General features: G+C 63.8%; 29 protein-coding genes. 11 read left to right on the plus strand and 18 right to left on the minus strand.

Annotated features, from left to right (window positions below):
* Positions 1–47: 47 nt before the first annotated feature.
* Positions 48–551, minus strand: coding sequence for a MarR family winged helix-turn-helix transcriptional regulator (locus tag RHIBR816_RS0106235; protein WP_018235675.1), 504 nt, complete (start codon positions 549–551; stop codon positions 48–50).
* 113 nt (positions 552–664) lie between these two features.
* Between RHIBR816_RS0106235 and RHIBR816_RS0106240 the strand changes: the two genes are divergently transcribed.
* From RHIBR816_RS0106240 to RHIBR816_RS0106250, 3 genes are all read left to right on the plus strand, one after another.
* A complete protein-coding gene (locus tag RHIBR816_RS0106240; RefSeq protein ID WP_018235676.1) occupies positions 665–1,456 on the plus strand; it encodes a creatininase family protein in 792 nt (263 codons plus the stop codon).
* A 113-nt stretch (positions 1,457–1,569) separates the two neighbouring features.
* Positions 1,570–2,670 (plus strand): GTP-binding protein, encoded by a 1,101-nt coding sequence (locus RHIBR816_RS0106245; RefSeq protein WP_018235677.1) that lies wholly within the window; start codon positions 1,570–1,572, stop codon positions 2,668–2,670.
* Between the two features lie 81 nt (positions 2,671–2,751).
* Positions 2,752–3,741 (plus strand): WD40 repeat domain-containing protein, encoded by a 990-nt coding sequence (locus tag RHIBR816_RS0106250; protein ID WP_018235678.1) that lies wholly within the window; start codon positions 2,752–2,754, stop codon positions 3,739–3,741.
* Between the two features lie 123 nt (positions 3,742–3,864).
* Here the strand turns inward: RHIBR816_RS0106250 and RHIBR816_RS0106255 are convergent, their stop codons facing one another.
* Positions 3,865–4,311 (minus strand): glyoxalase superfamily protein, encoded by a 447-nt coding sequence (locus tag RHIBR816_RS0106255; RefSeq protein ID WP_018235679.1) that lies wholly within the window; start codon positions 4,309–4,311, stop codon positions 3,865–3,867.
* Between the two features lie 387 nt (positions 4,312–4,698).
* Between RHIBR816_RS0106255 and RHIBR816_RS0106260 the strand changes: the two genes are divergently transcribed.
* Positions 4,699–5,331, plus strand: coding sequence for a LysE family translocator (locus tag RHIBR816_RS0106260; protein ID WP_018235680.1), 633 nt, complete (start codon positions 4,699–4,701; stop codon positions 5,329–5,331).
* An 87-nt stretch (positions 5,332–5,418) separates the two neighbouring features.
* On the opposite strand, the gene RHIBR816_RS0106265 is transcribed toward RHIBR816_RS0106260, so the two are convergent.
* Together RHIBR816_RS0106265 and odc2 are read right to left on the minus strand one after the other, a co-directional pair.
* Positions 5,419–6,009 carry a GNAT family N-acetyltransferase gene (locus RHIBR816_RS0106265; protein WP_018235681.1) on the minus strand — a complete coding sequence of 197 codons (591 nt, stop codon included), beginning with the start codon at positions 6,007–6,009 and terminating at the stop codon, positions 5,419–5,421.
* An 88-nt stretch (positions 6,010–6,097) separates the two neighbouring features.
* The gene (gene odc2, locus RHIBR816_RS0106270) at positions 6,098–7,231 is read right to left on the minus strand and encodes an ornithine/lysine decarboxylase (RefSeq protein ID WP_018235682.1); all 1,134 of its coding nucleotides are present in this window, start codon (positions 7,229–7,231) and stop codon (positions 6,098–6,100) included.
* A 607-nt stretch (positions 7,232–7,838) separates the two neighbouring features.
* Between odc2 and RHIBR816_RS0106275 the strand changes: the two genes are divergently transcribed.
* From RHIBR816_RS0106275 to RHIBR816_RS0106290, 4 genes are all read left to right on the plus strand, one after another.
* Positions 7,839–8,732, plus strand: coding sequence for a LysR family transcriptional regulator (locus RHIBR816_RS0106275; protein ID WP_018235683.1), 894 nt, complete (start codon positions 7,839–7,841; stop codon positions 8,730–8,732).
* A gap of 114 nt (positions 8,733–8,846) precedes the next feature.
* Entirely contained in the window at positions 8,847–9,491 is a 645-nt protein-coding gene (locus tag RHIBR816_RS0106280; protein WP_018235684.1) for a DUF1007 family protein, read from the plus strand.
* The gene (locus RHIBR816_RS0106285; RefSeq protein ID WP_018235685.1) at positions 9,485–10,522 is read left to right on the plus strand and encodes a nickel/cobalt transporter; all 1,038 of its coding nucleotides are present in this window, start codon (positions 9,485–9,487) and stop codon (positions 10,520–10,522) included. Before RHIBR816_RS0106280 ends, RHIBR816_RS0106285 begins: the two co-directional genes overlap by 7 nt.
* Before the next feature lie 68 nt (positions 10,523–10,590).
* Entirely contained in the window at positions 10,591–10,902 is a 312-nt protein-coding gene (locus tag RHIBR816_RS0106290; RefSeq protein WP_018235686.1) for a hypothetical protein, read from the plus strand.
* Positions 10,903–10,953: 51 nt separating this feature from the next.
* On the opposite strand, the gene RHIBR816_RS0106295 is transcribed toward RHIBR816_RS0106290, so the two are convergent.
* From RHIBR816_RS0106295 to RHIBR816_RS0106310, 4 genes are all read right to left on the minus strand, one after another.
* The gene (locus tag RHIBR816_RS0106295; RefSeq protein ID WP_018235687.1) at positions 10,954–11,169 is read right to left on the minus strand and encodes a hypothetical protein; all 216 of its coding nucleotides are present in this window, start codon (positions 11,167–11,169) and stop codon (positions 10,954–10,956) included.
* Positions 11,166–11,864: a GNAT family N-acetyltransferase gene (locus RHIBR816_RS0106300; RefSeq protein ID WP_018235688.1), complete on the minus strand. Its 699-nt coding sequence runs from the start codon at positions 11,862–11,864 to the stop codon at positions 11,166–11,168. Before RHIBR816_RS0106300 ends, RHIBR816_RS0106295 begins: the two co-directional genes overlap by 4 nt.
* A 116-nt stretch (positions 11,865–11,980) precedes the next feature.
* Complete coding sequence (locus tag RHIBR816_RS0106305; protein ID WP_018235689.1) at positions 11,981–12,679, minus strand: tellurite resistance TerB family protein; 699 nt, start codon at positions 12,677–12,679, stop codon at positions 11,981–11,983.
* A gap of 157 nt (positions 12,680–12,836) precedes the next feature.
* Complete coding sequence (locus tag RHIBR816_RS0106310) at positions 12,837–13,475, minus strand: 2-dehydro-3-deoxy-phosphogluconate aldolase (RefSeq protein WP_018235690.1); 639 nt, start codon at positions 13,473–13,475, stop codon at positions 12,837–12,839.
* Between the two features lie 205 nt (positions 13,476–13,680).
* Between RHIBR816_RS0106310 and RHIBR816_RS0106315 the strand changes: the two genes are divergently transcribed.
* The 3 genes from RHIBR816_RS0106315 (at position 13,681) to RHIBR816_RS0106325 (ending at position 16,078) form a co-directional block, all read left to right on the plus strand.
* Positions 13,681–14,154, plus strand: coding sequence for a CYTH domain-containing protein (locus RHIBR816_RS0106315; RefSeq protein WP_018235691.1), 474 nt, complete (start codon positions 13,681–13,683; stop codon positions 14,152–14,154).
* Positions 14,151–15,059: a CHAD domain-containing protein gene (locus tag RHIBR816_RS0106320; RefSeq protein ID WP_018235692.1), complete on the plus strand. Its 909-nt coding sequence runs from the start codon at positions 14,151–14,153 to the stop codon at positions 15,057–15,059. Before RHIBR816_RS0106315 ends, RHIBR816_RS0106320 begins: the two co-directional genes overlap by 4 nt.
* 74 nt (positions 15,060–15,133) lie before the next feature.
* The gene (locus RHIBR816_RS0106325) at positions 15,134–16,078 is read left to right on the plus strand and encodes a rhodanese-related sulfurtransferase (protein WP_018235693.1); all 945 of its coding nucleotides are present in this window, start codon (positions 15,134–15,136) and stop codon (positions 16,076–16,078) included.
* Positions 16,079–16,190: 112 nt separating this feature from the next.
* On the opposite strand, the gene RHIBR816_RS0106330 is transcribed toward RHIBR816_RS0106325, so the two are convergent.
* The 10 genes from RHIBR816_RS0106330 to xylA form a co-directional block, all read right to left on the minus strand.
* A complete protein-coding gene (locus RHIBR816_RS0106330) occupies positions 16,191–16,613 on the minus strand; it encodes an aconitase X swivel domain-containing protein (RefSeq protein ID WP_018235694.1) in 423 nt (140 codons plus the stop codon).
* A complete protein-coding gene (locus RHIBR816_RS0106335; protein WP_018235695.1) occupies positions 16,610–17,854 on the minus strand; it encodes an aconitase X catalytic domain-containing protein in 1,245 nt (414 codons plus the stop codon). Before RHIBR816_RS0106335 ends, RHIBR816_RS0106330 begins: the two co-directional genes overlap by 4 nt.
* A 50-nt stretch (positions 17,855–17,904) precedes the next feature.
* A complete protein-coding gene (locus tag RHIBR816_RS0106340) occupies positions 17,905–18,303 on the minus strand; it encodes a GFA family protein (RefSeq protein WP_018235696.1) in 399 nt (132 codons plus the stop codon).
* A 101-nt stretch (positions 18,304–18,404) separates the two neighbouring features.
* Positions 18,405–19,181 carry a MetQ/NlpA family ABC transporter substrate-binding protein gene (locus RHIBR816_RS0106345; RefSeq protein WP_018235697.1) on the minus strand — a complete coding sequence of 259 codons (777 nt, stop codon included), beginning with the start codon at positions 19,179–19,181 and terminating at the stop codon, positions 18,405–18,407.
* A 39-nt stretch (positions 19,182–19,220) separates the two neighbouring features.
* A complete protein-coding gene (locus tag RHIBR816_RS0106350; protein ID WP_018235698.1) occupies positions 19,221–19,886 on the minus strand; it encodes a methionine ABC transporter permease in 666 nt (221 codons plus the stop codon).
* Positions 19,876–20,955 (minus strand): methionine ABC transporter ATP-binding protein, encoded by a 1,080-nt coding sequence (locus tag RHIBR816_RS0106355; RefSeq protein WP_018235699.1) that lies wholly within the window; start codon positions 20,953–20,955, stop codon positions 19,876–19,878. The genes RHIBR816_RS0106350 and RHIBR816_RS0106355 overlap by 11 nt, the downstream gene beginning before the upstream one ends.
* 338 nt (positions 20,956–21,293) lie before the next feature.
* Positions 21,294–22,667, minus strand: a complete 1,374-nt coding sequence (locus RHIBR816_RS0106360) for a GH1 family beta-glucosidase (RefSeq protein ID WP_018235700.1) — start codon at positions 22,665–22,667, stop codon at positions 21,294–21,296.
* Between the two features lie 235 nt (positions 22,668–22,902).
* The gene (locus tag RHIBR816_RS0106365) at positions 22,903–24,087 is read right to left on the minus strand and encodes a Gfo/Idh/MocA family protein (protein ID WP_018235701.1); all 1,185 of its coding nucleotides are present in this window, start codon (positions 24,085–24,087) and stop codon (positions 22,903–22,905) included.
* Positions 24,088–24,301: 214 nt separating this feature from the next.
* Positions 24,302–25,354, minus strand: coding sequence for a sugar phosphate isomerase/epimerase (locus RHIBR816_RS0106370; protein WP_018235702.1), 1,053 nt, complete (start codon positions 25,352–25,354; stop codon positions 24,302–24,304).
* A gap of 241 nt (positions 25,355–25,595) precedes the next feature.
* Positions 25,596–26,906: a xylose isomerase gene (gene xylA, locus RHIBR816_RS0106375; protein ID WP_018235703.1), complete on the minus strand. Its 1,311-nt coding sequence runs from the start codon at positions 26,904–26,906 to the stop codon at positions 25,596–25,598.
* Positions 26,907–26,943: the final 37 nt, after the last annotated feature.

Here is a 26,943-nt window from a genome sequence, read left to right on the forward strand (position 1 = left end):
ACTGTTTAAATCGCCGCTGCAATCGGGAAGTGCGCTAAACCCACGCGTCAATCGGCGGCACGCGCCGCCTGCAGGTTGCTATCGACGGCGCGCAGCAGTTTCAGAAGCGTGCGCACCTGCTTGTCGGTCAATCCGCGCGTGGCGAGCTTTTCGGAATGCTGGCCGGCTTCGGCGATCGTCTGCAGGCGATCGCGCCCCGGCACCGTCAGAAAGACCTTTGTCAGCCGCGCATCGTCCTCATCCGGCCGGCGCTCGAGGAAGCCCTGGGCTTCCATCCGGCCGATCGTGCGCGTCATCGTCGGCGCCTTGACGCCGAGCCTCGCCGCGAGCGCGCCGGCGGTCAGGCCGTCCGTTTCTGCCAAGGCCAGCATGACGCCGTCCTGGCCGGCGTAAAGGCCGCTTTCAACGAGGTTGCGGGAAAGCACCGTGCGCATCGAGCGGGCAGCCTGGACAAGCATTGACGCCAGATCATGGTCATGCGCCTCGACGACGATCTCGTCCTTCCTCTTGCCGTTCCTGCCCTTCTTTTCGGCTTTGCTCTTCTTGCCCATTGGACCTCCGGCCGAATCCCGTACACTGCCTTTATAGCAATACAGCTTGAGATTACGAACTGTATGACTCAAATAACGATTTTACGACAATCGATGCGGAGGACCGAACAGAAATGTCGCTGCCGAAGCCCCGCTGGGCCGACAATCCCGCCGCACTTGCACCCGCCGAGCGGCGGGATTGGATCGCCGTTCTGCCGCTTGGCGCTGAGGAGCAGCACGGCCCGCACCTGCCCTTCGAAACGGACCGGCTGATCGCCGAGGGTATCGTCGATCGTGTCATTGCAAGGCTGCCCCGTGACCTCCCGGCGACCTTCCTGCCGGCAGAGCCGGTCGGCTACTCGATCGAGCATATGGACGTCGCCGGAACCCGGACGCTTGCCTATGACGAAGCGATCGCGCGCTGGCTCGGCACCGCGGAAGACCTTGGCCGGCTCGGCATCCGCAAACTGGTGCTGCTGAATGCGCATGGCGGCAATTCGCCGCTGACGACGATCGTTGCAACCGAAGCCAGGGTGCGCTTCGGCATGCTCGCGGTCGCGACGAGCTGGACCCGTTTCGGGCAGCCGGAGGGCTGGATCAGCGCCGAGGACAACGCGATCGACATCCATGGCGGCGACATCGAAACTTCGGTGATGCTGGCGCTCCACCCGGAAAAGGTCGACATGGCGAGGGCCCGCCATTTCCCCTCCCGCCAGAGCGAGTTCCAGCGGCGTTTCAAGCATCTGCGCGCCTATGGCCCGCATGCCTTCGGCTGGAAGATGTCGGACCTCAACCCGGATGGCGTGGCCGGCAATGCGGCCGCCGCCACGGCGGAGCGCGGCGAAGCCCTTCTCGGCCATGCAGTCGGTGGCATCATCGAACTGCTTGAGGATGTGCAGGCCTTCGACGTCGGCGACTTTTCCTGAGCGGCCGGCGGCGGCGAAAAGGCGCGCCGCGCATTTGCGCATCGCTGCGTCATCTCCTATATGAAACCCCGACATAAGATGCCCGCGGTGCATCGCCAATCCTCGAGGCTCCCATGACAGACACGACCACGCAGAAGCCGATCCCCGTCACCGTGCTCACGGGCTATCTCGGCGCCGGCAAGACGACGCTTCTCAACCGCATCCTCAGCGAAAACCACGGCCGCAAATATGCGGTCATCGTCAACGAATTCGGCGAGATCGGCATCGACAACGACCTGATCGTCGAGTCGGACGAGGAAATCTACGAGATGAACAACGGCTGCGTCTGCTGCACGGTGCGCGGCGACCTGATCCGCGTCGTCGAAGGGCTGATGCGCCGTCCCGGCCGTTTCGATGCGATCATCGTTGAGACCACCGGCCTTGCCGATCCGGTGCCGGTCGCGCAGACCTTCTTCATGGATGACGACGTGCGTGCCAAGACCGAGCTCGATGCCGTCGTGGCCCTCGTCGATGCCAAGCACTTGCCGCTCAGGCTGAAGGACAGCCGCGAGGCGGAAGACCAGATCGCCTTTGCCGATGTCGTGCTGCTCAACAAGACCGACCTCGTCACGCCCGAAGAACTCGAGCGCATCGAGGCGACGGTCCGCGTCATCAATCCCTCCGCCCGCATCTACCGGACGCAGCGCTCGGAGATCGATCTCGGCAAGGTGCTCGACCAGGGCGCCTTCAACCTCGAAAGGGCGCTGGAGAACGACCCGCATTTCCTCGACCAGGACGAACACGACGACCACGTCTGCGGCCCTGACTGTGATCACGACCATCACCACCATCATCACGGTCATGACCATCACCACCATGATCATGACCACGATCACCATCATCACCACGATCATGCTCCGTCGCCGATTCACGACGTGACGGTGCAGTCAATCTCGTTGCGCGGCGGCGAGATGAATCCGGAACGCTTCTTCCCCTGGATCCAGAAGATCACCCAGACGGACGGACCGAACATCCTGCGCCTCAAGGGCATCATCGCCTTCGCCGGCGACGCCGAGCGCTATGTGGTGCAAGGCGTGCACATGATCATCGAGGGCGACCACCAGCGGCCGTGGAAAGAGGGCGAGAAGCGCGAGAGCAGGCTCGTTTTCATCGGCCGCGACCTCGATCGCGAGAAGCTCGAGCGCACCTTCAAGGCCTGTGAAGTCCAGGCATGATCCTGGAGCACCACGGGTCATACCGTGCAGATCCGCCCCTCCGAATGAAATCATGCTGAAAGAAGAAAGCCCGAGTATCTGATGCCGACCGTCGCTCCGCTCGATCTCGAAGGCCACGTCGTCGGCGTCGCCTTTCTGAAGGACATTCCCTTCTTCGCCGGGGCCGCCGGCACCATTCATCGCCTCGATCTCGGCCACAAGACCACCGAGCTGCATGACGGCTTGCTTTCGCTCGCCTATGACGAGGCAACCGATACGCTGCTGACCGGCGGCGAGGACGGCAAGGTGATGCGCGTTTCGGCCGACGGAACGGCGAGCCACGTCGCCGAGACGCCGCGCAAATGGATTTCTCAGGTGGCCGCCGGTCCGCAGCGGGCGGTCGCCTATGCTTTCGGCAAGACGAGCTATGTCCGCCTTGCCGACGGGACTACGAAGGAATTCACCGAGGAGCGCACCGTCGAGGGCATTGCCTTCGCCCCCAAGGGCTTGCGCATCGCGGTTGCGCGTTACAATGGCGTATCGCTGCATTGGGTGGGAATCGCCGGCCAGCCGGTCGACCTCGAATGGAAGGGCGCCCATACCGGCGTGACCTTCTCGCCTGACGGCCGCTTCGTCGTCACCTCCATGCAGGAGAATGCGCTGCATGGATGGAAGCTCGATACGAAGCCGGGCGCCGAGGCGCGGCATATGCGCATGACCGGTTACCCGGCCAAGGTGAAGTCTCTTTCCTGGTCGGCCAAGGGCAAGTGGCTCGCGTCCGCGGGCGCGCCGGCGGCAATCGTCTGGCCGTTCCAGGGCAAGGACGGGCCGATGGGCAAGGCGCCCCTCGAGCTTGGCACCCGCGGCAACACGATGGTGACGACGGTCGCCTGTCATCCGGCCGAGGATATCGTCGCGATCGGCTACGAGGACGGCATGATCCTCGCCGCCCGTCTCGCCGACAGCAAGGAAGTGCTACTGCGCCGCCCCGGCAAGGGCGCGATCACCGCCATGGCCTGGAACCGAAGCGGCCGGCAGCTTGCCTTCGGCTCGGCCGCCGGCGATTGCGGCGTGGTGGATCTGGCGGGGTAGCCGCCTCACAGTGTTGGAGAAATGCCCTCTAGCCGTTCCAGCGGGGAGGACGCCGCGAGTCCTTCGCCCCGCTTGCGGGGAGAAGGACGCAGCAGGGGATGAGGCCCATCCCCCCGCTAACCCTCACCATTCAACCTCCAGATGCGGGCGGCCGTTCGAGGTCCTCTCAATCGTCCGGCCGCTCTCGTCTATCGTTGCCGTCACCCTCCGCCGGAAGGCCGAGAAGCTTTCGAAGGTGACGACATCCACCGGAACGTCGAACTTGAATGTCAGCCGGTAGTGGCCCGCCTTCGCGGTCAGGGCCTGGGCCGAGAGGATTTCGGCCTCGAAGGGCTGGCCGAGATAATGGCCCCTCACCCGCGGGCCGAGCATCCACGGGTTGAATGGCGGCCGGTTGCCGGCCGCTGCGTGCAGCGTGTTCCAATCGCGATAGCCGTATTGCGCGGCGATCAGCTCGAGCGATTTCGAATGTCCGACCTGTTCGCCTTCGGCGGAAAGCCGGGCGCGCAGGCGTCTGGCCTGGTCCTTGAGGGTGTCCAGGGATGGAAGTGTGCGCGATCCATGCGTCATTGACAGGGTCTCCTGCTGCGGCATGCGCTCATTCGGATGGGAGTCCGCATTGCCACCGGTTCGCATGCCTCGCGGCGTGACCGAGTCGACTACAGCGCCGCGCGTCTAATTAGACGCGCAAAGGTCGCTGTAGCACTTTGAATTGCTGCATGATTTTTTCCTTAAATCGATCCCGATTTAAGGAATCATGCAGTAGAGGGACTTTACCAAAGCTTGACGCTCGCGGACGGCAGGGGCCCTCGCCCGCCGCGTCCTTAGGCGAAGCGACGCGCGCTGTCAAATGCAGCGGCTTCAGCATTGCATGCTGACGCTGCCAGAACCACGCAATTCCTCGTTGCAGCGCCTTCGAAGATATGGAACGACTGTGGGTCGCGAGAGGAGATTGTCATGAACGAGATAGCCATCCTAGCATTCGCCGCCGTCGCCTTCATCGGCATCGCGACACCGGGCCCGACCGTGCTCTTGGCGTTGACCAACGGATCGCGCTTTGGCGTCCGCGCCGCCGGCTATGGAATGATCGGTGCAGTGCTCTCGGATTTCGTGCTGATCGGTGCCGTGGCGCTCGGCCTCGGCGCGCTGCTGGCGGCATCCGAGTTCTGGTTCTCGGTGGTCAAGTGGGCGGGTGCCGCTTACCTCGCCTTCCTCGGCCTCACACTGCTTCGCTCCCACGGTACGCTGGATATCTCGCAGGAGCCGCAGGGCGCCGGCGTGAGCACGCCGCGCTCGATTTTCCTGAAGAGTTTCCTCGTCGCCGTCACCAATCCCAAGGGTTACCTGTTCTTTTCCGCCTTCCTGCCGCAGTTCATCGACCCGGCGCTGCCGCAGCTGCCGCAATACGCCGTGCTCGCCGTCGTCTTCGCATCGATCGATTTCATGGTGATGTTCGGCTATGCGCTGCTTGGTTCGCAGGCGGTGCGCTTCCTGAAGCGCTCCGGCGCGATCTGGCTCGATCGCGTCTGCGGCGGCGCGCTGCTGGCGCTTGCCGGTTCGCTGGCATTCTATCGTCGCGCCACCAGCTGACACGGCCTCGCAAAACTCGACAACGCTCCTGCCTCGCGGCAGGAGCGTTGTTCGTGATCCGCCTCCGCAGGGTGAGAGGCGGAAAAATCAGGCGGCGCGCTTGAGCGGCGGCAAAGCGAGCTTGCGGCCGCTGGCGACGAGCATGCCGGCGGCGCCGTCGAGCCAGCCCTCTTTCAACTCGAGCGCCAGGAAACGGTTTCGCTCGAACGGACCGGGCATGACGAGATGCTGCGTCCGCGCGGCGAAGAAGCCGAAGCGCTCGTAGTAGGGTGCGTCGCCGACGAGCAGGATCGCGCCGTGGCCGCGGCTCTTGGCTTCCTGGATCGCCGCGCGCATCAGCGTGCCGCCGATCCCCTTGCCCTCATGCGCCGGGTCGACTGCGAGCGGTCCGAGAAGCAGCGCCGGCACGGCCTGCCCTTCGCGGCTGACGCCCGCCTCGACGTTCCAGAGGCGCACGGTGCCGATAACGTGGCCGTCAGCGTCGCGGGCGACCAGGGCAAGCCCCTCGGCCGGCACGCGGCCGCGGCGCAGCTTTTCCGAAGACTTCCTGCTGCGGCCGGGACCCATGGCCCGGTCGAGCAGGTTTTCCCGTGCGACAACGTCGCCCGGATTTTCGGCATCGATCACAAAGGTGGACGGCGCGAAGAATGCGCGCAAGGTGTCAACAACAGCGGCCATCGGGGCCTCCCGTCATCAAAACCGCTTCAGGCGGACCAAGGATGATTGTGAAGTCGCCGCTCCCGCGGGAAAGCGGGAGCAGGCAGGATCAGATCACATAGGCCTTCAGCGGCTCGAAGCCATTGAAGGCGACGGCCGAGTAGGTGGTCGTGTAGGCGCCGGTGCCCTCGATCAGAACCTCGTCGCCGATCGTCAGCGAGATCGGCAGCGGGTACATGTTCTTCTCGTAGAGCACGTCGGCCGAATCGCAGGTCGGGCCGGCCAGCACGCAGGGCTCCATCGCGTCGGCGTCGCGCGCCGTGCGGATCGGATAGCGGATCGCCTCGTCCATCGTCTCGGCGAGACCGCCGAACTTGCCGATGTCGAGGAACACCCAGCGGTGGCTGTCATTGTCCGACTTCTTCGAGACGAGAACGACTTCCGCCTTGATCACGCCTGCATTGCCGACCATGCCGCGGCCCGGCTCGATGATCGTCTCCGGAATGTTGTTGCCGAAGTGCTTCTTCAGCGCACCGAAGATCGCCTGGCCATAGGCCTCGGCCGACGGAACGTCACGGAGATACTTCGTCGGGAAGCCGCCGCCCATGTTGACCATCTTGAGCTCGATGCCCTGCTTCGCAAGCTGCACGAAGACGCGCTTGGCATCGGCAAGCGCCGCATCCCAGGCGTCGAGCTTCGTCATCTGCGAGCCGACATGGAACGACACGCCGTAGGAGAGGAGGCCGAGCTGATGGGCATAGACGAGCACGTCTACGGCCATCTGCGGCACGCAGCCGAACTTGCGCGACAGCGGCCATTCGGCGCCTTCGCCGTCCGTCAGCACGCGGCAGAAGACACGGGCGCCAGGAGCGGCACGCGAGACCTTCTCGACTTCCTCATGGCTGTCGACCGCGAAGAGGCTGATGCCGAGCGCGTGGGCGCGGGCAATGTCGCGCTCCTTCTTGATCGTGTTGCCATAGGAGATGCGGCTCGGGGTCGCGCCAGCATCGAGCGCCATCTCGATTTCGGCGACGGACGCGCAATCGAAGTTGGAGCCGAGACCGGCGAGCAGGCGCAGGATCTCCGGTGCCGGGTTGGCCTTCACGGCGTAGTAGATGGCGCTGTCGGGCAGCGCATGACGGAAGGCCTTGAAATTGTCGCGCACGATGTCGAGGTCGACAACGAGGCAGGGGCCTTCGGGTCGTCGGGTGTTGAGGAAGTCGATGATGCGTGCGGTGGTCATGGCTGTATTCCCCGATCCATTAGACTCCACGACTGTGGAGGACAAAGGGCATACGCGCGCTTGCACTGGAACCAGCCGGTGGAGACCCCGGAACCATGCATGCGCTCGAATGCGCGTAACGGTGAATCGAAGCCCGCAAAGGCTAGGATTCGGCTTTGTCTGCCATGGATTGGAGGGAATAACCCAACCGCACTTCCGGCAATGAAGGTGTGCCTCTTCAGTAACCCCGGCTGTTGGAGAGCCGGCAGACACCAGAAAGGCCCGCACCGTCGTTGCTTCAAGATGTCCTCGCATTTCCCGGTTGGCCGGAATAGCGACTGGAGGGGTTAGTTCCAGGTACCTTACCGATACCCTCACCTAATCGAGGGTCGGCGGACACCCACAGGCACGTGCGACTTTGGGCAAGGGCGTAGGTAAGAAAAATCACTGTCGTAATCAAGAGTTTTTTCCGCTTCGCCCCTAATTTTTTCTGGACCGGGCCGTGGCGCGAGTGTTCACTTTCCATGAACGATCGCCGCCACGCGGTTGCACGCGGTAGAGCCACCCGAAGTGGCGAAACCGAAGGGAGGTTTTCCGGCTCCCGCACGATAAGAGAGAAAGACGAATCATGGATACCTTGACCCGCATCCGCGCCTTCATCGACGTCGTGGACGCGGAGGGCTTTTCGGCGGCGGCCCGGCGCGTCGGCAAATCCAAGGCGCTGCTGTCGAAATATGTCCGCGAACTCGAAGACGAGCTCGGCGCGCTCCTCCTCAATCGCACGACGCGGCAATTCTCGCTGACCGAGGCCGGTCACACCTACTATCGCTCGGCCGCGGAAATCCTCAAGGAGATCGACAATCTTGCCGATCTCGTCCGCGCCAACAATTCCGACCTGCGCGGCCGCTTACGAATCACAGTGCCGCGGACCTTCGTCGACGCGGAGATCGGCCAGTCGCTGATCGACTTCGGCCGGCAGCACCCGGAACTGTCGCTGGAGATCGTCTCCGACGACCGTTTCATCGACCTCGTCGAGGAAGGCTTCGATTTGGCGATCCGAATCACCCGGCTGGAGGACTCGACGCTGATCGCCCGCAAGCTCGACGATTTCCAGGTGGTGGTCTGCGCCTCGCCGGACTTCATGGCGAAGGCCGGTCCCTTCGCGCATCCGAGCGAGCTTTCGAAGATACCCTGCATCCTCGACACCAACGGCCGGTCCTACTCGAACTGGCGTTTCGTCGAGCCGGACGGGTCGCCGTTCACGGTGCCGGTGAGCGGTCCGATCGAGGTCAACAGCCCGCTTGCCGCGGCCCGCGCCGCGGTGACGGGCATCGGGGTCGCGGTCCTCCCCGATTTCATCGCCCGGCCGAGGGTCCAGTCCGGCGAGCTCGTGACGCTCTTCGACGACTACCTGCCCAAGGACCGCGGCATCTATGCCATCTATCCGCACCGGCGCTATCTGCCGACGAAGGTGCGTACATTCGTCGATTTCCTGCATGGCTGGTTCCGCAAGCCGCAATGAACGCGCCGCGCTTCGGGCGGTTTACCTGGCCAAGTCCCAATTCCGTCCCATTTGCGGTACATTCCGGGGGCGATTCGCACGGTCCGCATCGGCCGAAAAGGATTTCCAATTCCCATGAACACACAGCGCCTCGCCCTGGCCGGCCTTGCGACCCTGCTGACGCCCGGGCTCGCCGCCGCTCATCCGCACATCTTCGCCGAGGCACGGCTCGAAATCGTCTCCGACGACACGGGCAACATTGGCGAGTTGCGCAACGTCTGGCGGTTCGACGAGCTGTTTTCGGCCAGCGTCGTGCTCGACTTCGACAAGAACTCCAACGCCACGCTCGATCCGGACGAGTTGAAAGAGGTCGGCCAAACCGTGCTCGAGTCGCTTTCGGAATACAACTATTACACGACGATCTCCGACAACGGAAAATCCGTGAAGGTGAACAGGCCGGACAGCATCACGGTCGACTACAAGGACAACCAACTCCTGATGATGTTCGCGGTCAAGCCGGCCGAGGCGATGCCGCTGAAGGGCAAGCTCTCCTTCGGCGTCTACGACCCGACCATGTACACGGCGATGGACTTCCCGACCGACGACGACCTCATCGTCGTCGGCGAGAAGATCGAGGCCTGCCAGCATCAAGTGGTGCGGCCGGATCCGGACGAGGTGCTGGCCGAGAACAAGGACACGCTCACCGACGCCTTCTGGAACGACCCGACCGGGACAGACATGTCGAAACTCTTCGCAACGAGGATCGAGGTCACATGCTGAACCTGCGCAGGATCGGCGGTCCGCTCGCCGCCGGCCTTCTGCTGGCGGCCCTTTCGGCGGCGGTCGCCATGGCGCAATCGCCGCTCGGCATCGGCTCCGCCGAGCCTTCGATCCCGACCACGGGCGTCTTCGGCGGGTTTTTCGCCTGGGTGAACATGGAGCAGCAGAGCTTCTACCGGCTGCTCACCGGGGCGCTGAAGGGCATGCGCGAGAACCCCTGGCAGCTCTGGTCGCTGATCGGCCTTTCCTTCACCTATGGTGTTTTCCACGCGGCCGGGCCCGGCCATGGCAAGGCGGTGATTTCCTCCTACATGATCGCCAACGAGACGGAGTTGAAACGCGGCGTGCTCCTGTCGTTCCTTTCCTCGATCGTGCAGGGCGTCGTGGCGATCCTGTTGATCGGCGCCGTCTACCTGGTGCTGCGCGGCTCCTCCGTCAACATGACGCGCGCAACCCATTCGCTCGAGGTTGCAAGCTATGCGCTGATCGCTGCCTTCGGCGGCTGGCTGGTCTTCCGCAAGCTTCGGTCGATGATGCGGCCGGCTGCCAGCGACCACGCCCACCACGATCATGGCCACCATGATCACGGTCATCACGACCACGATCATTCGGATCACCACCACGATCACGGCCACGCGCATGCTGCCGGCGAGGTCTGCGCCACCTGTGGTCATGCCCACGCACCCGACCCGGCGCTGCTGAAGGGCGATCGCTTTGCGCTCAGCGAAGCCTGGTCGGCGATCATCGCGGTGGGCCTGCGCCCCTGCTCCGGCGCCCTGATCGTGCTGTCCTTCGCGCTCCTGAACGGCCTCTATCTCGGCGGCGTCCTCTCGGTCTTCGCCATGTCGATCGGCACCGCGATCACCGTCTCGATCCTCGCCACCCTCGCCGTCACCGCCAAGGGCTTCGCGCTCCGCTATGCCTCCAGCCAGTCCGCCGCGGCACGCCTCTCCCACGGCATCGAGATCGCCGGTGCGCTGCTGGTGCTGTTTCTGGGGCTTGTTCTGCTAGGCGCGGCGCTGCAGGGGTAAGGCGCGTCATCTCGTCAGCGAACTCCGCAAAACCTCGATCACTTCTCCGCCTGGTACGGAAACAGCAGATGAATTTCGACACGCTTGAGTTTGAGGAAATCGCCGCGAAGTTGAGGAGAGACGGCTGGGCAATCAAGTACATTTGGTCGGGTGAATGTGCCGCCTTCAAGTCCTGGCTTTCCGAAAAGCACGGGATCGCTGCAACTGACGTCAACGGCGGCTACTCGTTCTGGGTCGTTGATCACTCTTGGGCACCGCCGTCGGGAGCGCGAAGTGATTATGACGCATGGTACTCATTCGGCTATGAGCTCGAGCTCGATCCGGAGTTAACGCCCGACCGAATCGGCTTCAGACGTGTCCGAACAAAACGACGCTCTTGAGTATTGAGGCGCGGTGTCGACAACGCGCATTCGTCTCTCGACATGTGCATGTCAAAGCCCCCGCCGGCGCTGGTGGCGGGCGCGCAGCCAGAAGATCAGGAAGAAGCCGAGCACGAAAAGGGCCCCGACGCCGGCGGCGAGCCAGGGCGAGATGTCGCCGAGCCGCACCATGATCGACGGCAGCACGAAGAAGCCGATGCCTACGACCGCCAGGATGATGGCGGCGGCGATCGCCGGCGACCTATCCTTCTTTTCGGGCGTGTTCACGCTTGCTCCTTTGCCGTGAGTTCCGCGCGGATGTCCTCCAGCCGCCGCTTCTGGCGCCGCTCGTCATCGAAATTGTCCGGCGAAAGCCATTCCTCGAAAGCAGCCTTGAGGAACGGCCATTCGGCGTCGATCATCGAAAACCAGGCCGTGTCGCGATTGGCGCGCTTGGAAATCATGTGCTGCCGGAAAATGCCTTCGAAGGTGAAGCCGAGCCTGAGCGCCGCGGTGCGGCTCGGCTGGTTGTCGCTGTGGCATTTCCACTCATAACGACGATAGCCGAGATCCTCGAACACGTGCCTCGCCATCAGATAATGCACTTCCGTCGAAAGTGGCGAGCGCGCCATGGCGGGACCATGCGCCACGCCACCGACCTCGACGACGCCATTGGCCGGGTCTGCCCGCATGTAGTTCGCCATGCCCACGACCTTGCCGCTTGCCTTGTCGCGAAACACCTCGGTGATCCAGCCGGATTTTGCCTGAACCGCCGAGAGCCAGGCGTCGAAGGCTTCGATTCCCGAAAAATCGTCCTGTGTAAAATATTTCAGCAGCGGATTGATCGCCATTCCGCCGAAGGCGTCGTGCCAGAGCGGCTCGAGATGCGCCGCGCGGTCATAGGGTTCCAGCCGGACATATCGGCCCTCGATCGAGACCGGCTGCGGCGCCGGGCATCCCTTCCAGTTGGCAAGATCGCGCATCGACCACTCCCTGCTTCTATTGCCTCCGCAATAGGACAGACGCCCACCCGTTTCAAATTCAAACTCGTGATCGAAACATGCGCGGCACAGATAGGCGCATTCCGATGGATTGGATCTCAGACCGAGACCTTCGCCGCCGAAACCGTCGCCTCGATATGGTCGACAAGCCCGTCGGCAAGCCCAAGCCGGCCGGCGAGAAGGTCGAGGTAGCCGCGCTCCGCCCGGCCATCCGGCTCGATCGCCAGCCGCGACGCCGTGTAGATCTCGACCCGCTCTTCCTCGGTCTTGCCGGCGGCAACGATGGCATCGATGTCGATCGGATTGGCGAGCTCGGCTTCGAGAAAAGTCGCAGCATCCGCGGAGAGCCCCGAAACGGAGAGCTTGTCGATGATCCGGCCGCGTTCGGTTTCGTCGATATGACCATCGGCCCGGGCGGCGGCGATCATGGCGCGAACGAGCACGAGCGCGAAATCATTGCTGACCGCTTCCGGCGCCGTAAAGCCGGAATCCGCCGGCGGTGCGGGAAGCTGGGCGGGCGCAGGAGACGCCGGTTGCGGCGCCTGGCCGGCCTGGTAGTTCTTGTAGGCCTGGTAGCCGAGCCCGGCAATCGCCGCCAGACCGCCGAGCACCGCTGCATTGCCGGCCAGCTTGCGGCCTGATTTGCTGCCGAGCAGGACGGCCGCGATCGCGCCGGTCGCCAGCGGGTTGTCCTTGGCAAGCTTGGTCACCTGATCGGCGCGGCCGCCAATGGTCCCGCCGGCGCCGGGAACCTGCGAACCCAAGAACTGATCCAGCAATTTCTTCGCGTCGAACATCGGCCTCGCTCCTTAGGTTTGACGCAGGCAGGCTGTCGCCTTGCCGCGTCGTTGCGGAGTGAGACATAGGAACCGCGAGGCGAAAATACAAATACGCGCCGGACACGAAAAAGCCGGACGGGAGCCCGGCTTCTTGTGGCTTCCCTGGTTGGCTTTGTCAGCCTTTCAGCGCGAAGGCCTCGGCGGCAAGCTTGGTGATGCCGGCCCAGTCGCCCTTGGCAACCAGGTCCTTCGGCGCCACCCAGGAACCGCCGACGCAGACGACATTCGGCAGCGAAAGATAGTCGCGCGCATTGGCAAGCGAAATGCCGCCCGTCGGGCAGAACAGCGTGCCCGCGAGCGGCGAGGAAAGCGACTTCAGATAGGCGGCCCCGCCTGCCTGCTCGGCCGGGAAGAACTTCATCACGTCGTAGCCTTCCTCGCGCAGCCCCATCACCTCGCTCGCCGTTGCCGCTCCCGGCAGGAGCGGTACCACATGGTCGTTGGCGACGTCGATCAGTTCTTGCGTCGTGCCGGGGCTAACGATGAACTCGGAGCCAGCCTTGACGGCCTCTTCGAACTGAGCGGCGTTGAGGATCGTGCCGGCACCGGCAACCGCGCCTTCGACTTCGTCGGCCACGGCGCGGATCGCTGCGAGCGCCGCCGGCGTGCGGAGCGTGATCTCGATCGCCTTCAAGCCTCCGGCAACGAGCGCCCTGGCGAGCGGGACTGCCGTCGCCGCGTCGTCGATCACCAGCACCGGCACCACCGGTTGAAGCTTGAGGATGGAAAGAAGATTGTCGGTCTTCGCGCTCATGCTCGCCGTCCTTTTTTAAAACGATTGAATCTGCACCCCGCATACTCCGGGGGCCCGTCATTGTCGAGACCGAAAAAGGTGCATTCGCTCCCGCGCCTTATAAGACGTATGATGAAAAGATGATCTACCGCAAAGACATGGCTTGAGACTGAGCTACAATACGATAGTTTGATGACAGTCGACCTCTCGAAATGGCAGGACATCCATGGCGAAGGAGATAGAGCGCAAATTCCTGGTCGCTTCCGACACCTGGAAGGAGCGCGCCGACGGAGGCACAAGGCTGCGCCAGGCCTATATCGTCACCATGGACGATCGTTCGGTGCGCGTCCGGATCCATGGCAACAAATGGGCGCGTCTGACCATCAAGATCGGCAAGTCGGCCCTGGTCCGAAACGAGTACGAGTACGACCTGCCGATGGAAGATGCTCGCGAACTGCTCACCCAAGCGGTCGGCATCGTTATCGAGAAACGCCGTTACCGCGTGCCGCACAGGGGCTTCACCTGGGAAGTCGACGTCTACGAAGGAGCGCTTCAGGGCCTCGTCGTCGCCGAAGTGGAGATGAAGCGGGAGACGGACCTGCCTGCCCTGCCTTCCTGGGTGGGGCGAGAAATTACCGGCGACCGCCAGTATTCCAACCAATCACTGGCCACCGAGGGGCTTCTCGTGGCGCAACCATGACCTACGCCTTCAATCCGGACCGCCCATTCACCGAGGACTTTCGTGCCGTCGGCGCCGAGCAGATCGAGCGTGCGATGGCGGTGCTCAAGGAGCAGCCGGCCGGCGTTCACGAGGCCATCCACGATGCGCGCAAGAACTTCAAGCGCCTGCGTTCGCTCTATCGGCTCGTCGCCTCCGATGCCCCCCTTTTCCAGAAGCAGGAAAACGCCCGCATCCGCGGCATGGCGCACAATCTGTCGACCGTCCGCGACGCGGCCGCCCTCGTCGAGAATGCCAGCTACCTGCGTCAGCACGCGGCAGGCGAGGAGCAGCAGCTGGCACTCGACAAGGTCTGCTCGATCCTCGCCGCCCGCCGCGACCGGATCGCCGAGGGCGAGACCGATCTCGACGGAAAGATTGAGGCGACGATCGTCAATTGCGAGCAGACGCTCGCGGCGCTCGCTCATGTTTCCTTCGACGACGGCAAGCGGAAGTCCGCGGGTCGAATGGCGAAGGGCTGGCGGCGAACATTGAAGCGCGCCGCCCGCGCCCGGGCCGCCTGCGAAACGAGCACGGAGACCGCCCGCCTCCATGACCTGCGCAAGCGTGCCCAGGACTACAGAATGCAGCTGGCGCTTTTACGCGAGGCCTGGCCTTCGGCGATGCAGGCGAAACGGACGGAGACGAAAGAGCTGGTCGACGTGCTGGGCCATTTGAACGACCTCACCACGTTGACGTCACTCATCAACGAACAGCCGGAGCTCGGCGGCGACAGCCAGAACCAGGCGCATTTGCTTTCCGCCGTCATCGCCCGGCAAGAGGAACTGAGGCGGGAAGCGCTCGAGCGGGCCGAGGGCGTGTTTCTTGACGATCCGCAGTGGGAAAGCCGCACCGTCGAACTGCTCTGGCTCGAGGCCGGGCGCTGAGGCCCCGCAGGTGGGGCGATCGGGCGCGGCCACTGCAATTGCGCTCGGCGGGCGAAAGCTGTATTTGCGTGCCCATGACCGACATGTCCACGACACCGCGCCCGGAGACGCAAGGCCAGTTTCCGGTGGCCGCGCTCTACCATTTCGTCTCCTTCCCGCGCTTTGCCGACTTCCGCGAGCCGCTGCAGGCCATCTGCGACGCCAACGGCGTGAAGGGGACGCTGTTGCTTGCGCATGAAGGGATCAACGGCACGATCGCCGGGACCGATGCAGGCATCGCCGCAGTGCTCGACTTTCTGCGCGCCCAGCCCGAATTCGCCCGCCTCGAGCACAAGGAGAGCCGGGCCTCGGCCATGCCCTTCCTGCGCATGAAGGTGCGGTTGAAGAAAGAGATCGTCACCATGGGCGTCGCGGATATCGACCCCAACCAGGTGGTCGGCACCTATGTGGAGCCGAAGGACTGGAATGCGCTGATCTCCGACCCGGACACATTGGTCATCGACACCCGCAACGACTACGAGACGGCGATCGGCCTGTTCCGCGGCGCCGTCGATCCGCAGACCAAGACCTTCCGCGAGTTTCCCGATTGGGTGCGCAACAACACCGGCCTGCACAACAAGCCGAAGATCGCCATGTACTGCACCGGCGGCATCCGCTGCGAGAAGGCCACCGCCTTCATGAAGGAACAGGGCTTCGAGGAGGTCTACCACCTCAAGGGCGGCATCCTGAAATATCTCGAGCAAGTCCCGGCGGCGGAAAGCCTCTGGGACGGCGCCTGTTTCGTCTTCGACGAACGCGTCTCCGTTACCCATGGCCTCGCCGAAGGCGAGCACACGCTCTGCCACGCCTGCCGCCAGCCCCTGTCGCTGGCCGACCTGCAGTCGCCGCTTCACGAAGAGGGCGTCTCCTGCGTTCACTGCCACGAGATCCGCACCGCCGAGGACCGGGAGCGCTACCGGGAGCGGCAGCGACAGATCGCCTTGGCGAAGAAACGCGGCGAGCGGCATCTGGGAAGCTAAGGGAAAGCGCCGGTTGGCGCCTCATCCGGCCTGCCGGCCACCTTCTCCCCGCCAGCGGGGCGAAGGAGACTCGCGGCACTGTCACCGTCCTAAAGCGCGACTCGAGCCAGCATCAGATCTCGATCGTCGCCGCTTCCTCTTGCGCGTCGATCGCCAATGAGCCGGCTGCGGTGATCGCCGTCCAGTCCGCCTCGCTGGCGAGGACCACCGGACAGGATTTGCCATAGAGCTCGGCCGCGACCATCGCCCCGACCGTGACAATCGCGTCGCGCGCCAGCAGCACGATGCCGGCCGGCCCGGTTCCGCGGCGAAGCGCTTCGGCCAGCACCGAGCTGCCGGAGCTCGAGCCGCGCCCTGCCCGCATCACCAGGACGCGACCGCTCATCACCGCGTTCTTCTGCGGATGCCACTGGTCGATGATCCGGCCGGACTCCGAGTCGAGGCCACCCCAGAAGCTCAGAGGCTCCAAAAGCACCAGCGTTTCCGCCGCCGCCGATCCCGCCACCAGCGTCGTCGCCTTGAGCCGCACCGTCACAACCGCACCACCTTTCCGGCCCAGGCCGATGCGACGCAGTCCGCAAGCGATCCGAAGGCGACGTCGACGCCGATATTTCCCGGCGCGTAATAGGCCCATTTGCCGGAATTGGTCATGACGGCGCCGGACATGTCGCGCATCACCGCCGTCACATAGGTGCAGGTGTCGATCACCAAGGTCACGCCGGCTGCCCTCAGGCGCTCATCCCAGCCGCGCCGTTGCAGTTCCTCGAGCACCGCCCGGTGGGTGTTGACATAGACATCGATCGCCGGCGGCGCACCGTCGATCAGCGGCATCAACCGCTCGAACTCGGCAAGCGAGAAATGCGGCGTGCCCAAGCTGACGGCCGTCAATGGCGTTCCGTCCGGAACGGTCGAAAGCCTGCCTATCGTATCGCGAAGGTCTTCCGCGCTCAGCCGGATCACCTCTTCCGGCGCCCTGCCCTGGAAGGCCGCTTCGATCGTCGGCGCCTCCGGCGTCAGCCCGACCGCATGGAAAAGCGCAACGGCGCCCGCGGAAGCCGCGACCGCGCCGAGCGCCTTCAGATCGTCCTCGCCCGTCGAGGCCGGCAGGGCGGTAATCGCCGGCACCCGGTCGCTGCAGCGCCTGCCGATCGCGTGTCCGACGGCGACGCAGGCAAGCCCCGCTTCCGCCCATTCCTCGGGCACACTCTCGATCTCCACGAGCACGCGCGCGCGGCGGTTCTCGCCGGTATGCAGGCCATAATAGGGCGCGCGGCCCGTCAACGCGCAACAGAGATCGATGAAATCGCCGTAGCGGTTGGTGCGGGCGCCAAGCACGGAATTGGCAAAGACGATGGCGTTCGATTCGGCCCAGGCGATCTGGGCACCGAAACGCGGCCGGAACATCGTCTGATAGGGTGCGCAGGTGAAGGTCGGCACGCAGCCGAGTTCCTCATGCGCCCTCATCAGCCGCGCCCCGCCGCGGCCGATCTCCTCGCTGCCATGAAAAAGCTCCGGATGGATAAGGTCGACCGAGCCGACGTTCAGCGTCGTCGCCACGCGGACGCGGCCGCCGAGGCGCACCAGATGCTCGGCGAAATCGAGGCTCACCTGGCCAAGATAGAGACAGCCGTCGATATGCGCCGCCTCGATATCAACGAAGCGCTCCGCGCCGACGGCCTCGGCGAAGCGGACGAGCAGCCGCATGGCGAAGGCGGCAGCCTCGCCTTGTTCGCCGGACAGCAGCGATTGATCGAAGGATGAAAGCGCAACGGGCATGCGGCCGATTAAAGTCTTTGCCGAGCGCAAGTCAATTCGCCGCGTCGCTCTCAGGCCGGAAGCGTCTCGTATTCGTCCACGCGGAGAGCGGACCGATCCCAATGCGGGCGGCTGCGCGCGAAGACCGCATTTGTCGGTTCGAACAGAGCGGTATCGTCGAGCGTCCCCGCGAAAACCGTCCATTGGTTGTCACCGGGCGGGCCAGAAGAGAAGATCTGGCTGCCGCAGGTGTCGCAGAAATAGCGGATCGACACGTTGCCGCTTTCGGCCAACGTCTGGAACGAGCGAAGCTCGCCGGCGACGTGGACGTCGGCGCGCGAAAAAATCATGTAGCAGCTGTGACCGGTTCCGGTCGCCCGCTGGCAATCGCGGCAATGGCAAAACCCGGAATAGATCGGTGCCCCCTTCGCTTCGTAGCGCACGGCACCGCACAGACATCCACCCTTCATGTGCCTTCCTCCCTGGAAAGAAGAAGAAATAGCGCCGGTTGCCGGTCAATCAAACAAATCCGCGCGTCAGGTCGAGACGCGCGGCTGTTTCTCGGCGATGCTCACCAGCTTGGGATGAGTGCACCCTTGAACGTATCGTTGATGAAGGCCTTCACCGAATCATCATGGTAGGATTCGACCAGGGTCTTCACCCAGGGTGCATTCTTGTCCGCGGCGCGCACCGCAATGACGTTGGCATAGGGAGACTTCTCGCTTTCGATGGCGATGGCGTCTTTCTTGGGGTGAAGATCGGCCTCGAGCGCGTAGTTGGTGTTGATCACGGCCGCGTCGACATCGGCAAGCGAGCGCGGAAGCTGGGCCGCATCAAGTTCGGCGAACTGGATGTTCTTCGGATTTTCCGTCACATCGGCCGGCGTGGCCTTCAACCCGACATCCGGATTGACCTTGATAAGGCCCTTCGACGCGAGAACCAGGAGTGCGCGGCCGCCATTGGTCGGATCGTTCGGAATGCCGATCGTCGCGCCGTTGCTCAGCTCATCGAGGCTCTTCACCTTGTTCGAATAGACACCCATAGGCGTGGTGATGGTCAGGCCGACGCTGACGATATCGAAGCCGCGGTCGGCGATCTGGTTGTCGAGATAGGGCTGGTGCTGGAAGGAATTGGCATTGAGTTCGCCATCGGCGAGTGCCTGGTTCGGCACGACATAGTCGGAGAATTCGAGGATTTCGATGTCGAGACCTCTGGGAGCAGCGACTTCCTTCACCTTCTCCATGATCTGGGCATGCTCGCCCGGAGTTACGCCGACCTTGATGGTCTCGGCCAGCGCCGTCCCGGCAGCGAGGACGGCGAAGGCAGCCGCGATAATGAGCTTTTTCATGGAGTTCTCCTTGTTGCAGTTTGGTGTCTTGGGAGAGGATCAGGTCTTGCGGCCGCGCTTGTCGAAGCCGCGCGCCAGGCGATCGCCGGCACTCTGGACGATCTGCACCAGCACGATCAGCACGATGACGACGATCAGCATCACGTCGGGCCTGAAGCGCTGGTAGCCGTAGCGGATTCCGAGATCGCCGAGGCCGCCGCCGCCGACGGCGCCGACCATTGCCGAATAGCCGATGAGGCTGACGATGGTCATGGTGAGCGCGAGCGTCAGCGCCGGCCGGGCCTCGGCGAGCAGCACCTTGAAGACGATCTGCATCGGCGTGGCGCCCATGGCGCGGGCCGCCTCGATCAGACCCCGGTCGACGTCGCGGATCGCCGCCTCGACGAGGCGGGCGAAGAACGGGATGGTCGCGATCGTCAGCGGCACGATCGCCGCCTTGGTGCCGATCGAGGTGCCGGTGACGAGCCGCGTGAACGGAATGATTGCCACGACGAGAATGATGAAGGGGGTCGAACGCGTGGCGTTGACGACAAGACCGACGGCGCGGTTGACATTTGGCGCCGGAAACAGCTCGCCCTTGCCGCTGGTCGCGAGGAAGATGCCGATCGGCAGGCCGATCAGCGCGCCGATGAATCCGGCGATCGCCACCATGCGCAGCGTGTCGAGCGTGGCCTTGCCGATGAGCAAGAGAAGATCAGGCGACATAGCCGAGCACCTCCGTGACCAGTCCGTTTTCGGCGAAGAATCGATCCGCCTTACCCGATGTTTCCGGATCCGCGCCGTAGGCGACGACCAGCGAGCCGTAGGGCTTGCCGCCGATATCGTCGATCGTGCCGGCGATGATGTTGACCTCTGCACCGATCGACTGGATGAGCTGCGAGATCAGCGGCCGCTCGGCGGCCGCGCCGAAGAAGGTGAGACGCACGACAAGACGGTCGCCAGCGGCCGCAGCGGGCTTGAGCCCCCTTGCGATGGCCTCGGGCAGCTTCGACCCAGGCAGGCCGGACAAAAGGGCCCGCGTCGTTTCGTGTTTCGGATGGGTGAAGACGTCGAAGGTGTGACCGCGCTCGACGATTTCACCCTTGTCGATCACCGCCACGTCGGAGGTGACGGCCTTCACCACCTCCATCTCATGGGTGATCAGCAGCACCGTCAGCCCAAGATCGGCATTGATGCGCTTCAGGAGCTCGAGGATCGATTGCGTCGTTTCCGGGTCGAGCGCGGAGGTCGCCTCGTCCGAGAGCAGCAGCTTCGGCTCGGTCGCCAGCGCCCGGGCGATGCCGATGCGCTGCTTCTGGCCGCCGGAAAGCTCGGCCGGATAGCGGCCGTGCTTGTCGGCGAGGCCGACCAGGTCGAGCAGCGGCCGCACGCGCCCGTCGATCGCCCGACGGTCCATGCCGGCAATTTCGAGCGGCAGCGCCACATTGCCGAAGACGGTCCGCGACGAGAGCAGGTTGAAGTGCTGGAAGATCATCCCGACGGAGCGTCGAAGCTCGCGCAGCCCCGCCTCGTCGAGCGCGCCGACATCGACGCCGTCGACGAGCACCTTGCCGGCTGACGGTTTTTCAAGACCGTTGACCAGCCGGATCAGCGTCGACTTGCCGGCGCCGGAGCGGCCGATAATGCCGGTGATCGAGCCGCGGCCGACCGTCAGGCTGACATTGTTGAGCGCGGTGAAGGCCGCGCTTTGGCCGGATGCCGCGAAGCGCTTGGAAACGCCGTCGAAGACGACGGCGGCTTGGTCCGTCCCGATTGTCGATGCAGGAATGGTCATTGTCCGGTCGCCCCCGCAGGAGGGATCACAGCGATGTCAGGATACATGATGCTCTCGGATGTTCGAAACTCTCGTCCCTGTCACATTCCCGGACAGGGGTCGTGTCGGGTCACACGGACGTTCGACAACGCATTCGGAACGGGGAGCAATTCTCTATCATCGTGCAACCGGTCGGTTCAATGTCGTGTACGGCATGGCTGCCATGCCGCAAAGTCCAGGGTTGTTATGCTCCCCGACCCTCCCGTTTGACAGGCACGATTTTTCCCAGCACCGCGGCTCGGCGCAAAAGCCTACTCTTTTTATGTAGAACAGGCCGGGCCATACCGATGGCTGCGCCCTCAGGCCGGCTTGTGGTTGCCCTTCGGAAACTGTTCCGCCAGTTCCTTGTACCAGTGGCCGCTCTTCTTGATCGTGCGGATCTGCGTCTCATAGTCCACGTGGACGATGCCGAAGCGCATGCGGTAGCCTTCCGCCCATTCGAAATTGTCCATCAGGCTCCACGCGAAATAACCGCGCATCGGATAGCCCTTGGCAATCAGGTCCGCGGTCACCGACAGGTGGTCGGCGATATAGTCGAGCCGCGGCTGGTCGTTGACCACGCCGTTCTCGACGCCCATATTGTAGCAGGCGCCATTCTCGGTGATGTAGCAATCCGGGAGCGTGTAGCGGGCGTTGAGCGTTTCCACCAAGGCCCCGAGCGCCGGCGCATAAACCTCCCAGCCGATGTCCGTCTTCACGTCGCTGACCGGCTTCGCATTGACCGTTGCCGGAAATTCGGTGCCGACCGCCGGATCATGCGAAACGCGCATCGGCGTGTAATAGTTGAGGCCCCACCAGTCGAGCGGCTGGGCGATCGTCGCCATGTCGCCGTCCTCGATCAGCGGCATGCGGGACCCGAGCGCCGAGAGGAAGCCCTCCGGGTACTCGCCCTTGAAGATCGGGCCGAAGAAGACGCCGTTGTGGAAATCGAAGGCGCGCTCGGCCGCAGCCTTGTCCTCGACGCTGTCGCTGCCGGGATAGACCGGGTGGGCATTGATGACGATGCCGACCGGCAGGTCCGATCGTTCTGAACGGATCGCAGCGACGCCGAGGCCGTGGGCGAGATTGGTGAAATGCAGTGCGGCGAGCGCCGCATCCATGTTGCGCTCGCCCGGCGCATGGATGCCGTAGAGATGGCTGAGCCAGACCGAGCACCAGGGCTCGTTGAAGGTCGCCACCGCATCGAGCCGGTCGCCGAGCCGGGCGATCACGGTCTTCGCATAGCGCTGGTAGGCATAGGCGGTCGTCCGCGCCGTCCAGCCGCCATCGCCCATTAGCGCCAGTGGGAGATCCCAATGGTAGAGCGTCGCAAAGGCCTTGATGCCGCGGGCCTTCAGGCCGTCGACGAGGCGATCGTAGAAGTCGAGCCCCTTTTCGTTGATCGGCCCGGTACCCTCCGGAATGATGCGCGGCCAGGCGATCGAGAAGCGATAGGCCTCGACCCCGAGGCTCTTGATCAGATCGAGGTCCTGGTCGAGCCGATTGTAGTGATCGCAGGCGACGTCGCCATTGTGGCGCTCGAAGACGCGGCCCGGCATGTTGGAGAAAGCGTCCCAGATGGACGGCTTGCGCCCATCCGCCTTGCTGGCGCCCTCGATCTGGAAGGAGGCGGTGGCCACGCCGAAGACGAAGTCACCGGGAAAGCGTTCTGCGAGTTTCTTGGCTTCGATCATAATTCAATCCGTCGTCTGCGCGGCTGCGCCGGACGCCGCTGCATTGTTCGTGTTTGGCCGTGGCCTAATACGGCGAAGGCAAATGTCAACCAACTACAGCGCCGCGCGTCCTATCAGACGCGCAAAGGTCGCTGTAGCACTTTGAATCGCTGCATGTCTTTGTCCTTAAATCGAGGTCGATTTAAGGAGACATGCAGGAGCGGGCGAGCTACCTCGCCCGTCTATCGGGGGTGCTTCAGACCTTGATCCAGGCGCCGTTGCGCTGCGACGAGCGTACGCAGGCATCGACGAAGACCATGCCCTTCATGCCATCGTCTATCGTCGGATATGTGACAGCCGGGTCCACCGCCTCGCCTTTCCGCCTGGCGTAGATGGCGCGGGCCGCCTCCGTGTAGATATTGCCGAAGCCTTCGAGATAGCCTTCCGGGTGACCAGAGGGAACGCGCGAAACGCGGGTCCCCGCCGCTGAGGCGCCGGCGCCGGCGCGGGTCAGCAGCCGCTTCGGTTCGCCGAAGGGCGTGTGCCAGAGATAGTTCGGATCCTTCTGGACCCATTCAAGGCCGCCCTTGGTGCCATAGACACGCACCATCAGGCCGTTCTCGTGGCCGGGCGCCACCTGGCTGCACCAGAGCATGCCCTTGGCCCGCGCCCCGTCCTTTTCCTTGAAGCGCAGCATCACATGGGCGTTGTCGTCGAGCTGGCGGCCGGCGACGAAGCTGTCGAGATCGGCCGAGAGCTCGTCGAGCTCGAGTCCGGAGACGAAGCAGCCGAGGTTATAGGCATGCGTGCCGATATCGCCGGTCGAGCCGCCGGCGCCGGAGCGGGCCGGGTCCGTCCGCCATGCCGCCTGCTTCTGACCGGACTGTTCGATGTTCTCGGTCAGCCAGTCCTGCGGATATTCCATCTGCACCAGCCGGACGGTGCCGATCTCGCCATTGGCGATCATCTCGCGCGCCTGGCGCACCATCGGGTAGCCGGTGTAATTATGCGTCAGCACGAAGAGCGCGTCGCTTTCCTCGGCCGCCTTCTTCAGTTTCTTGGCATCGGCAAGCGTCGAGGTCAGCGGCTTGTCGCAGATCACGTGGATGCCGCGCTTCAGGAACTCCTTGGCCGCGGCATAGTGCACATGGTTCGGCGTGACGATTGCCACCGCTTCGATGCCGTTCTTGAGCTTCGCCTCGCGGATCGCCATTTCCTTGAAATCCGAATAGACGCGCGACGAATCGAGGCCGAGCTCACGACCCGAGGCCTGCGCCTTCTCGGGCGTCGACGACAGAGCGCCGGCGACCAGCTCATAGTGGTCGTCGAGCCGCGCCGCGATCCGGTGCACCGCGCCGATGAAGGCGCCCGAGCCGCCGCCGACCATGCCGAGCCGGATTCTCCTTTGCCGCGTTTCCGTATTGCTTCCCTCAATTGCCATCGTGGTTTTTCTCCTGAAACTAGCTGTTTGGCCAATTACGCGCCTGCCCCCTCCCCAACCCCTCCCCACAAGGGGGAGGGGCTTGAACTGCCGCCTCCGCTCCATTCCCAACTCGACAGGTTCGCAAGTAGAGATATCGCGGGTGGGGACGGAGGGAGCAGCTCGGAAAGCCCCTCCCCCTTGTGGGGAGGGGTTGGGGAGGGGTCTCGATCCTTTAAATACCCAACATCCGCCTATTCGCCGCCTCGTCCGTGCCGCTGTCGGCAAAATCGTCGAAGGCTTTTTCGGTGACGCGGATGATGTGCGCCTTGACGAACTCGGCCCCCTCGCGGGCGCCGTCTTCCGGATGTTTCAGCGCGCATTCCCACTCGACCACCGCCCAGCCGGCGAAATCGTTCGCAGCCATCTTCGAGAAGACTGCGCCGAAATCGACCTGGCCGTCGCCGAGCGAGCGGAAGCGGCCGGCGCGGTTCACCCAGCCCTGGTAGCCGCCATAGACGCCCTGCCGGCCGGTCGGGTTGAACTCCGCATCCTTGACGTGGAACATCCGGATGCGGTCCTTGTAGATGTCGATATTGTCGAGATAGTCGAGGCACTGCAGCACGTAGTGCGACGGGTCGTAGAGCATGCAGGCACGGGGATGGTTGCCGGTGCGCTCCAGGAACATCTCGTAGGTGATGCCGTCATGCAGATCCTCGCCCGGGTGGATCTCGTAGCAGACATCGACGCCGCAATCCTCCGCATGGTCGAGGATCGGTCTCCAGCGACGGGCGAGTTCGTCGAAGGCAGTCTCCACCAGCCCCGCCGGACGCTGCGGCCACGGGTAGACGAAGGGCCAGGCGAGCGCGCCGGAGAAGCTTGCCATGGCATTGAGGCCGAGGTTCCTGGAGGCGGTCAACGCCAGCTTCACCTGTTCGACCGCCCATTGCTGGCGCGCCTTCGGATTGCCGCGCACTTCCGGTGCGGCGAAACCGTCGAAGGCCTCGTCATAGGCGGGATGCACGGCGACGAGTTGGCCCTGCAGATGCGTCGAAAGCTCGGTGATCTCGACGCCGTTATCGCGCGCCTTGCCGGCGATCTCGTCGCAATAGGCCTTCGATTCCGCCGCCTTCTTCAGGTCAAAGAGCCGGCCGTCCCAGCTCGGAACCTGCACGCCCTTATAACCGCAATCGGCGGCCCATTTGGTAATCGCATCCCAGGAATTGAAAGGCGCCGCGTCACCGGCGAACTGCGCAAGAAAAAGCCCCGGTCCCTTGATGGTCTTCATGCAATTTTCCTCCCTAGTGGATCGGTTCTCTGAAATACCGGTCTGCCGGTCGAGTGGTATTCGAGCGCTTCGCCCCGCAATTTTCGCGATATCTTAAATACCTGCAACGTTGCAGGAGCGAGAAACTAGCAGATTCGTCGCGAGGGGCAATGGGCTTCTGCCTTGTCGCGAAGAGCCTTCGAATGGCACTCGCGGGCGCCAGAATTCGTCCGCGAGTGCAGCTGGAAATCCAATCGCCAGGTCAGACGTAGCGGTTGACGACGTTTTCCAGGTATTCCTGCTTGCCGGATTTCGGCTGCGGGTTGAGGTCGGCCTTCCGCACCCAGGCCTCGATTTCCTCGAGCGAGAAGCCGCCTTCGAGCATCTTGTTCGCCTCCGGTACGCTCCAGCCGGCGTAACGCTTTTCGAGCGGTGCGGAGAGCGCCTTGTCCTCGATCATCTTCGCCGCCGCCTTGAGACCGCGGGCGCAGCAGTCCATGCCGCCGATATGGCCGATCAAGAGGTCTTCCGGATCGATCGACTGGCGGCGGAGCTTCGCGTCGAAATTGGTGCCGCCGGACTTGAAACCGCCGCCCGAGAGCACGTGGTAATAGGCGAGCGCCATTTCCGGGACGTTGTTGGGGAACTGGTCCGTATCCCAGCCGGACTGGTAGTCGTTGCGGTTCATGTCGATCGAACCGAAGATGCCGAGCGCGTTGGCGAGCGCCAGTTCGTGCTCGAAGGAGTGGCCGGCCAGGATCGCGTGGCCCTGCTCGATATTGACCTTCACCTCGTTCTCGAGCCCGTATTTCTTCAGAAAGCCGTAGACGGTCGCAACGTCGAAATCGTACTGGTGCTTGGTCGGCTCCTGCGGCTTCGGCTCGATGAGGATGGCGCCCTTGAAGCCGATCTTGTGCTTGTACTCGACGACGAGGTTGACGAAGCGGCCGAGCTGGTCGAGCTCGCGTTTCAGGTCGGTGTTGAGCAGCGTTTCATAGCCCTCGCGCCCGCCCCAGAGTACGTAATTTTCGCCGCCGAGCTTCTGTGTCGCGTCAATGCAGGTCTTCACCGTCGCGGCCGCGAAGGCAAAAACGTCCGGATCGGGATTGGTCGCGGCACCGCCCATATAGCGGCGGTTGGAGAACAGGTTCGCGGTGCCCCACAGCAGCTTGACGCCGGTTTCCGCCTGCTTCTTGGCGAAATGATCGACGATCTCGTTGAGATTGCTGGTGTTTTCGGCAAAACTCCGACCCTCCGGACGCACGTCGGCATCATGGAAGCAATAGAAGGGCACGCCGAGAAGCTGGAAGAACTCGAAGGCAACATCGGCCTTCAGCTTGGCCGCATCCATCGTATCCTTGAACCAGGGACGCTCGAAGGTCTGCCCGCCGAAGGGATCGCCGCCCGGCCAGACGAAGCTGTGCCAATAGGCGACGGCAAAGCGCAGATGATCCTCCATGCGCTTGCCGAGGACGATCTCGTCCGGATTGTAGTGGCGGAAGGCGAGCGGGTTGGTGCTCTCCGGCCCCTCGTATTTGATCTTGGCGATGTCGCCGAAAAATCCCGTGCTCACGGCTGTCTCCTTGGTGAAAGCCGGCGCCTTTCGCTGC

This window comes from Ensifer sp. BR816 (genome assembly GCF_000378985.1).
GTDB lineage: Bacteria > Pseudomonadota > Alphaproteobacteria > Rhizobiales > Rhizobiaceae > Sinorhizobium.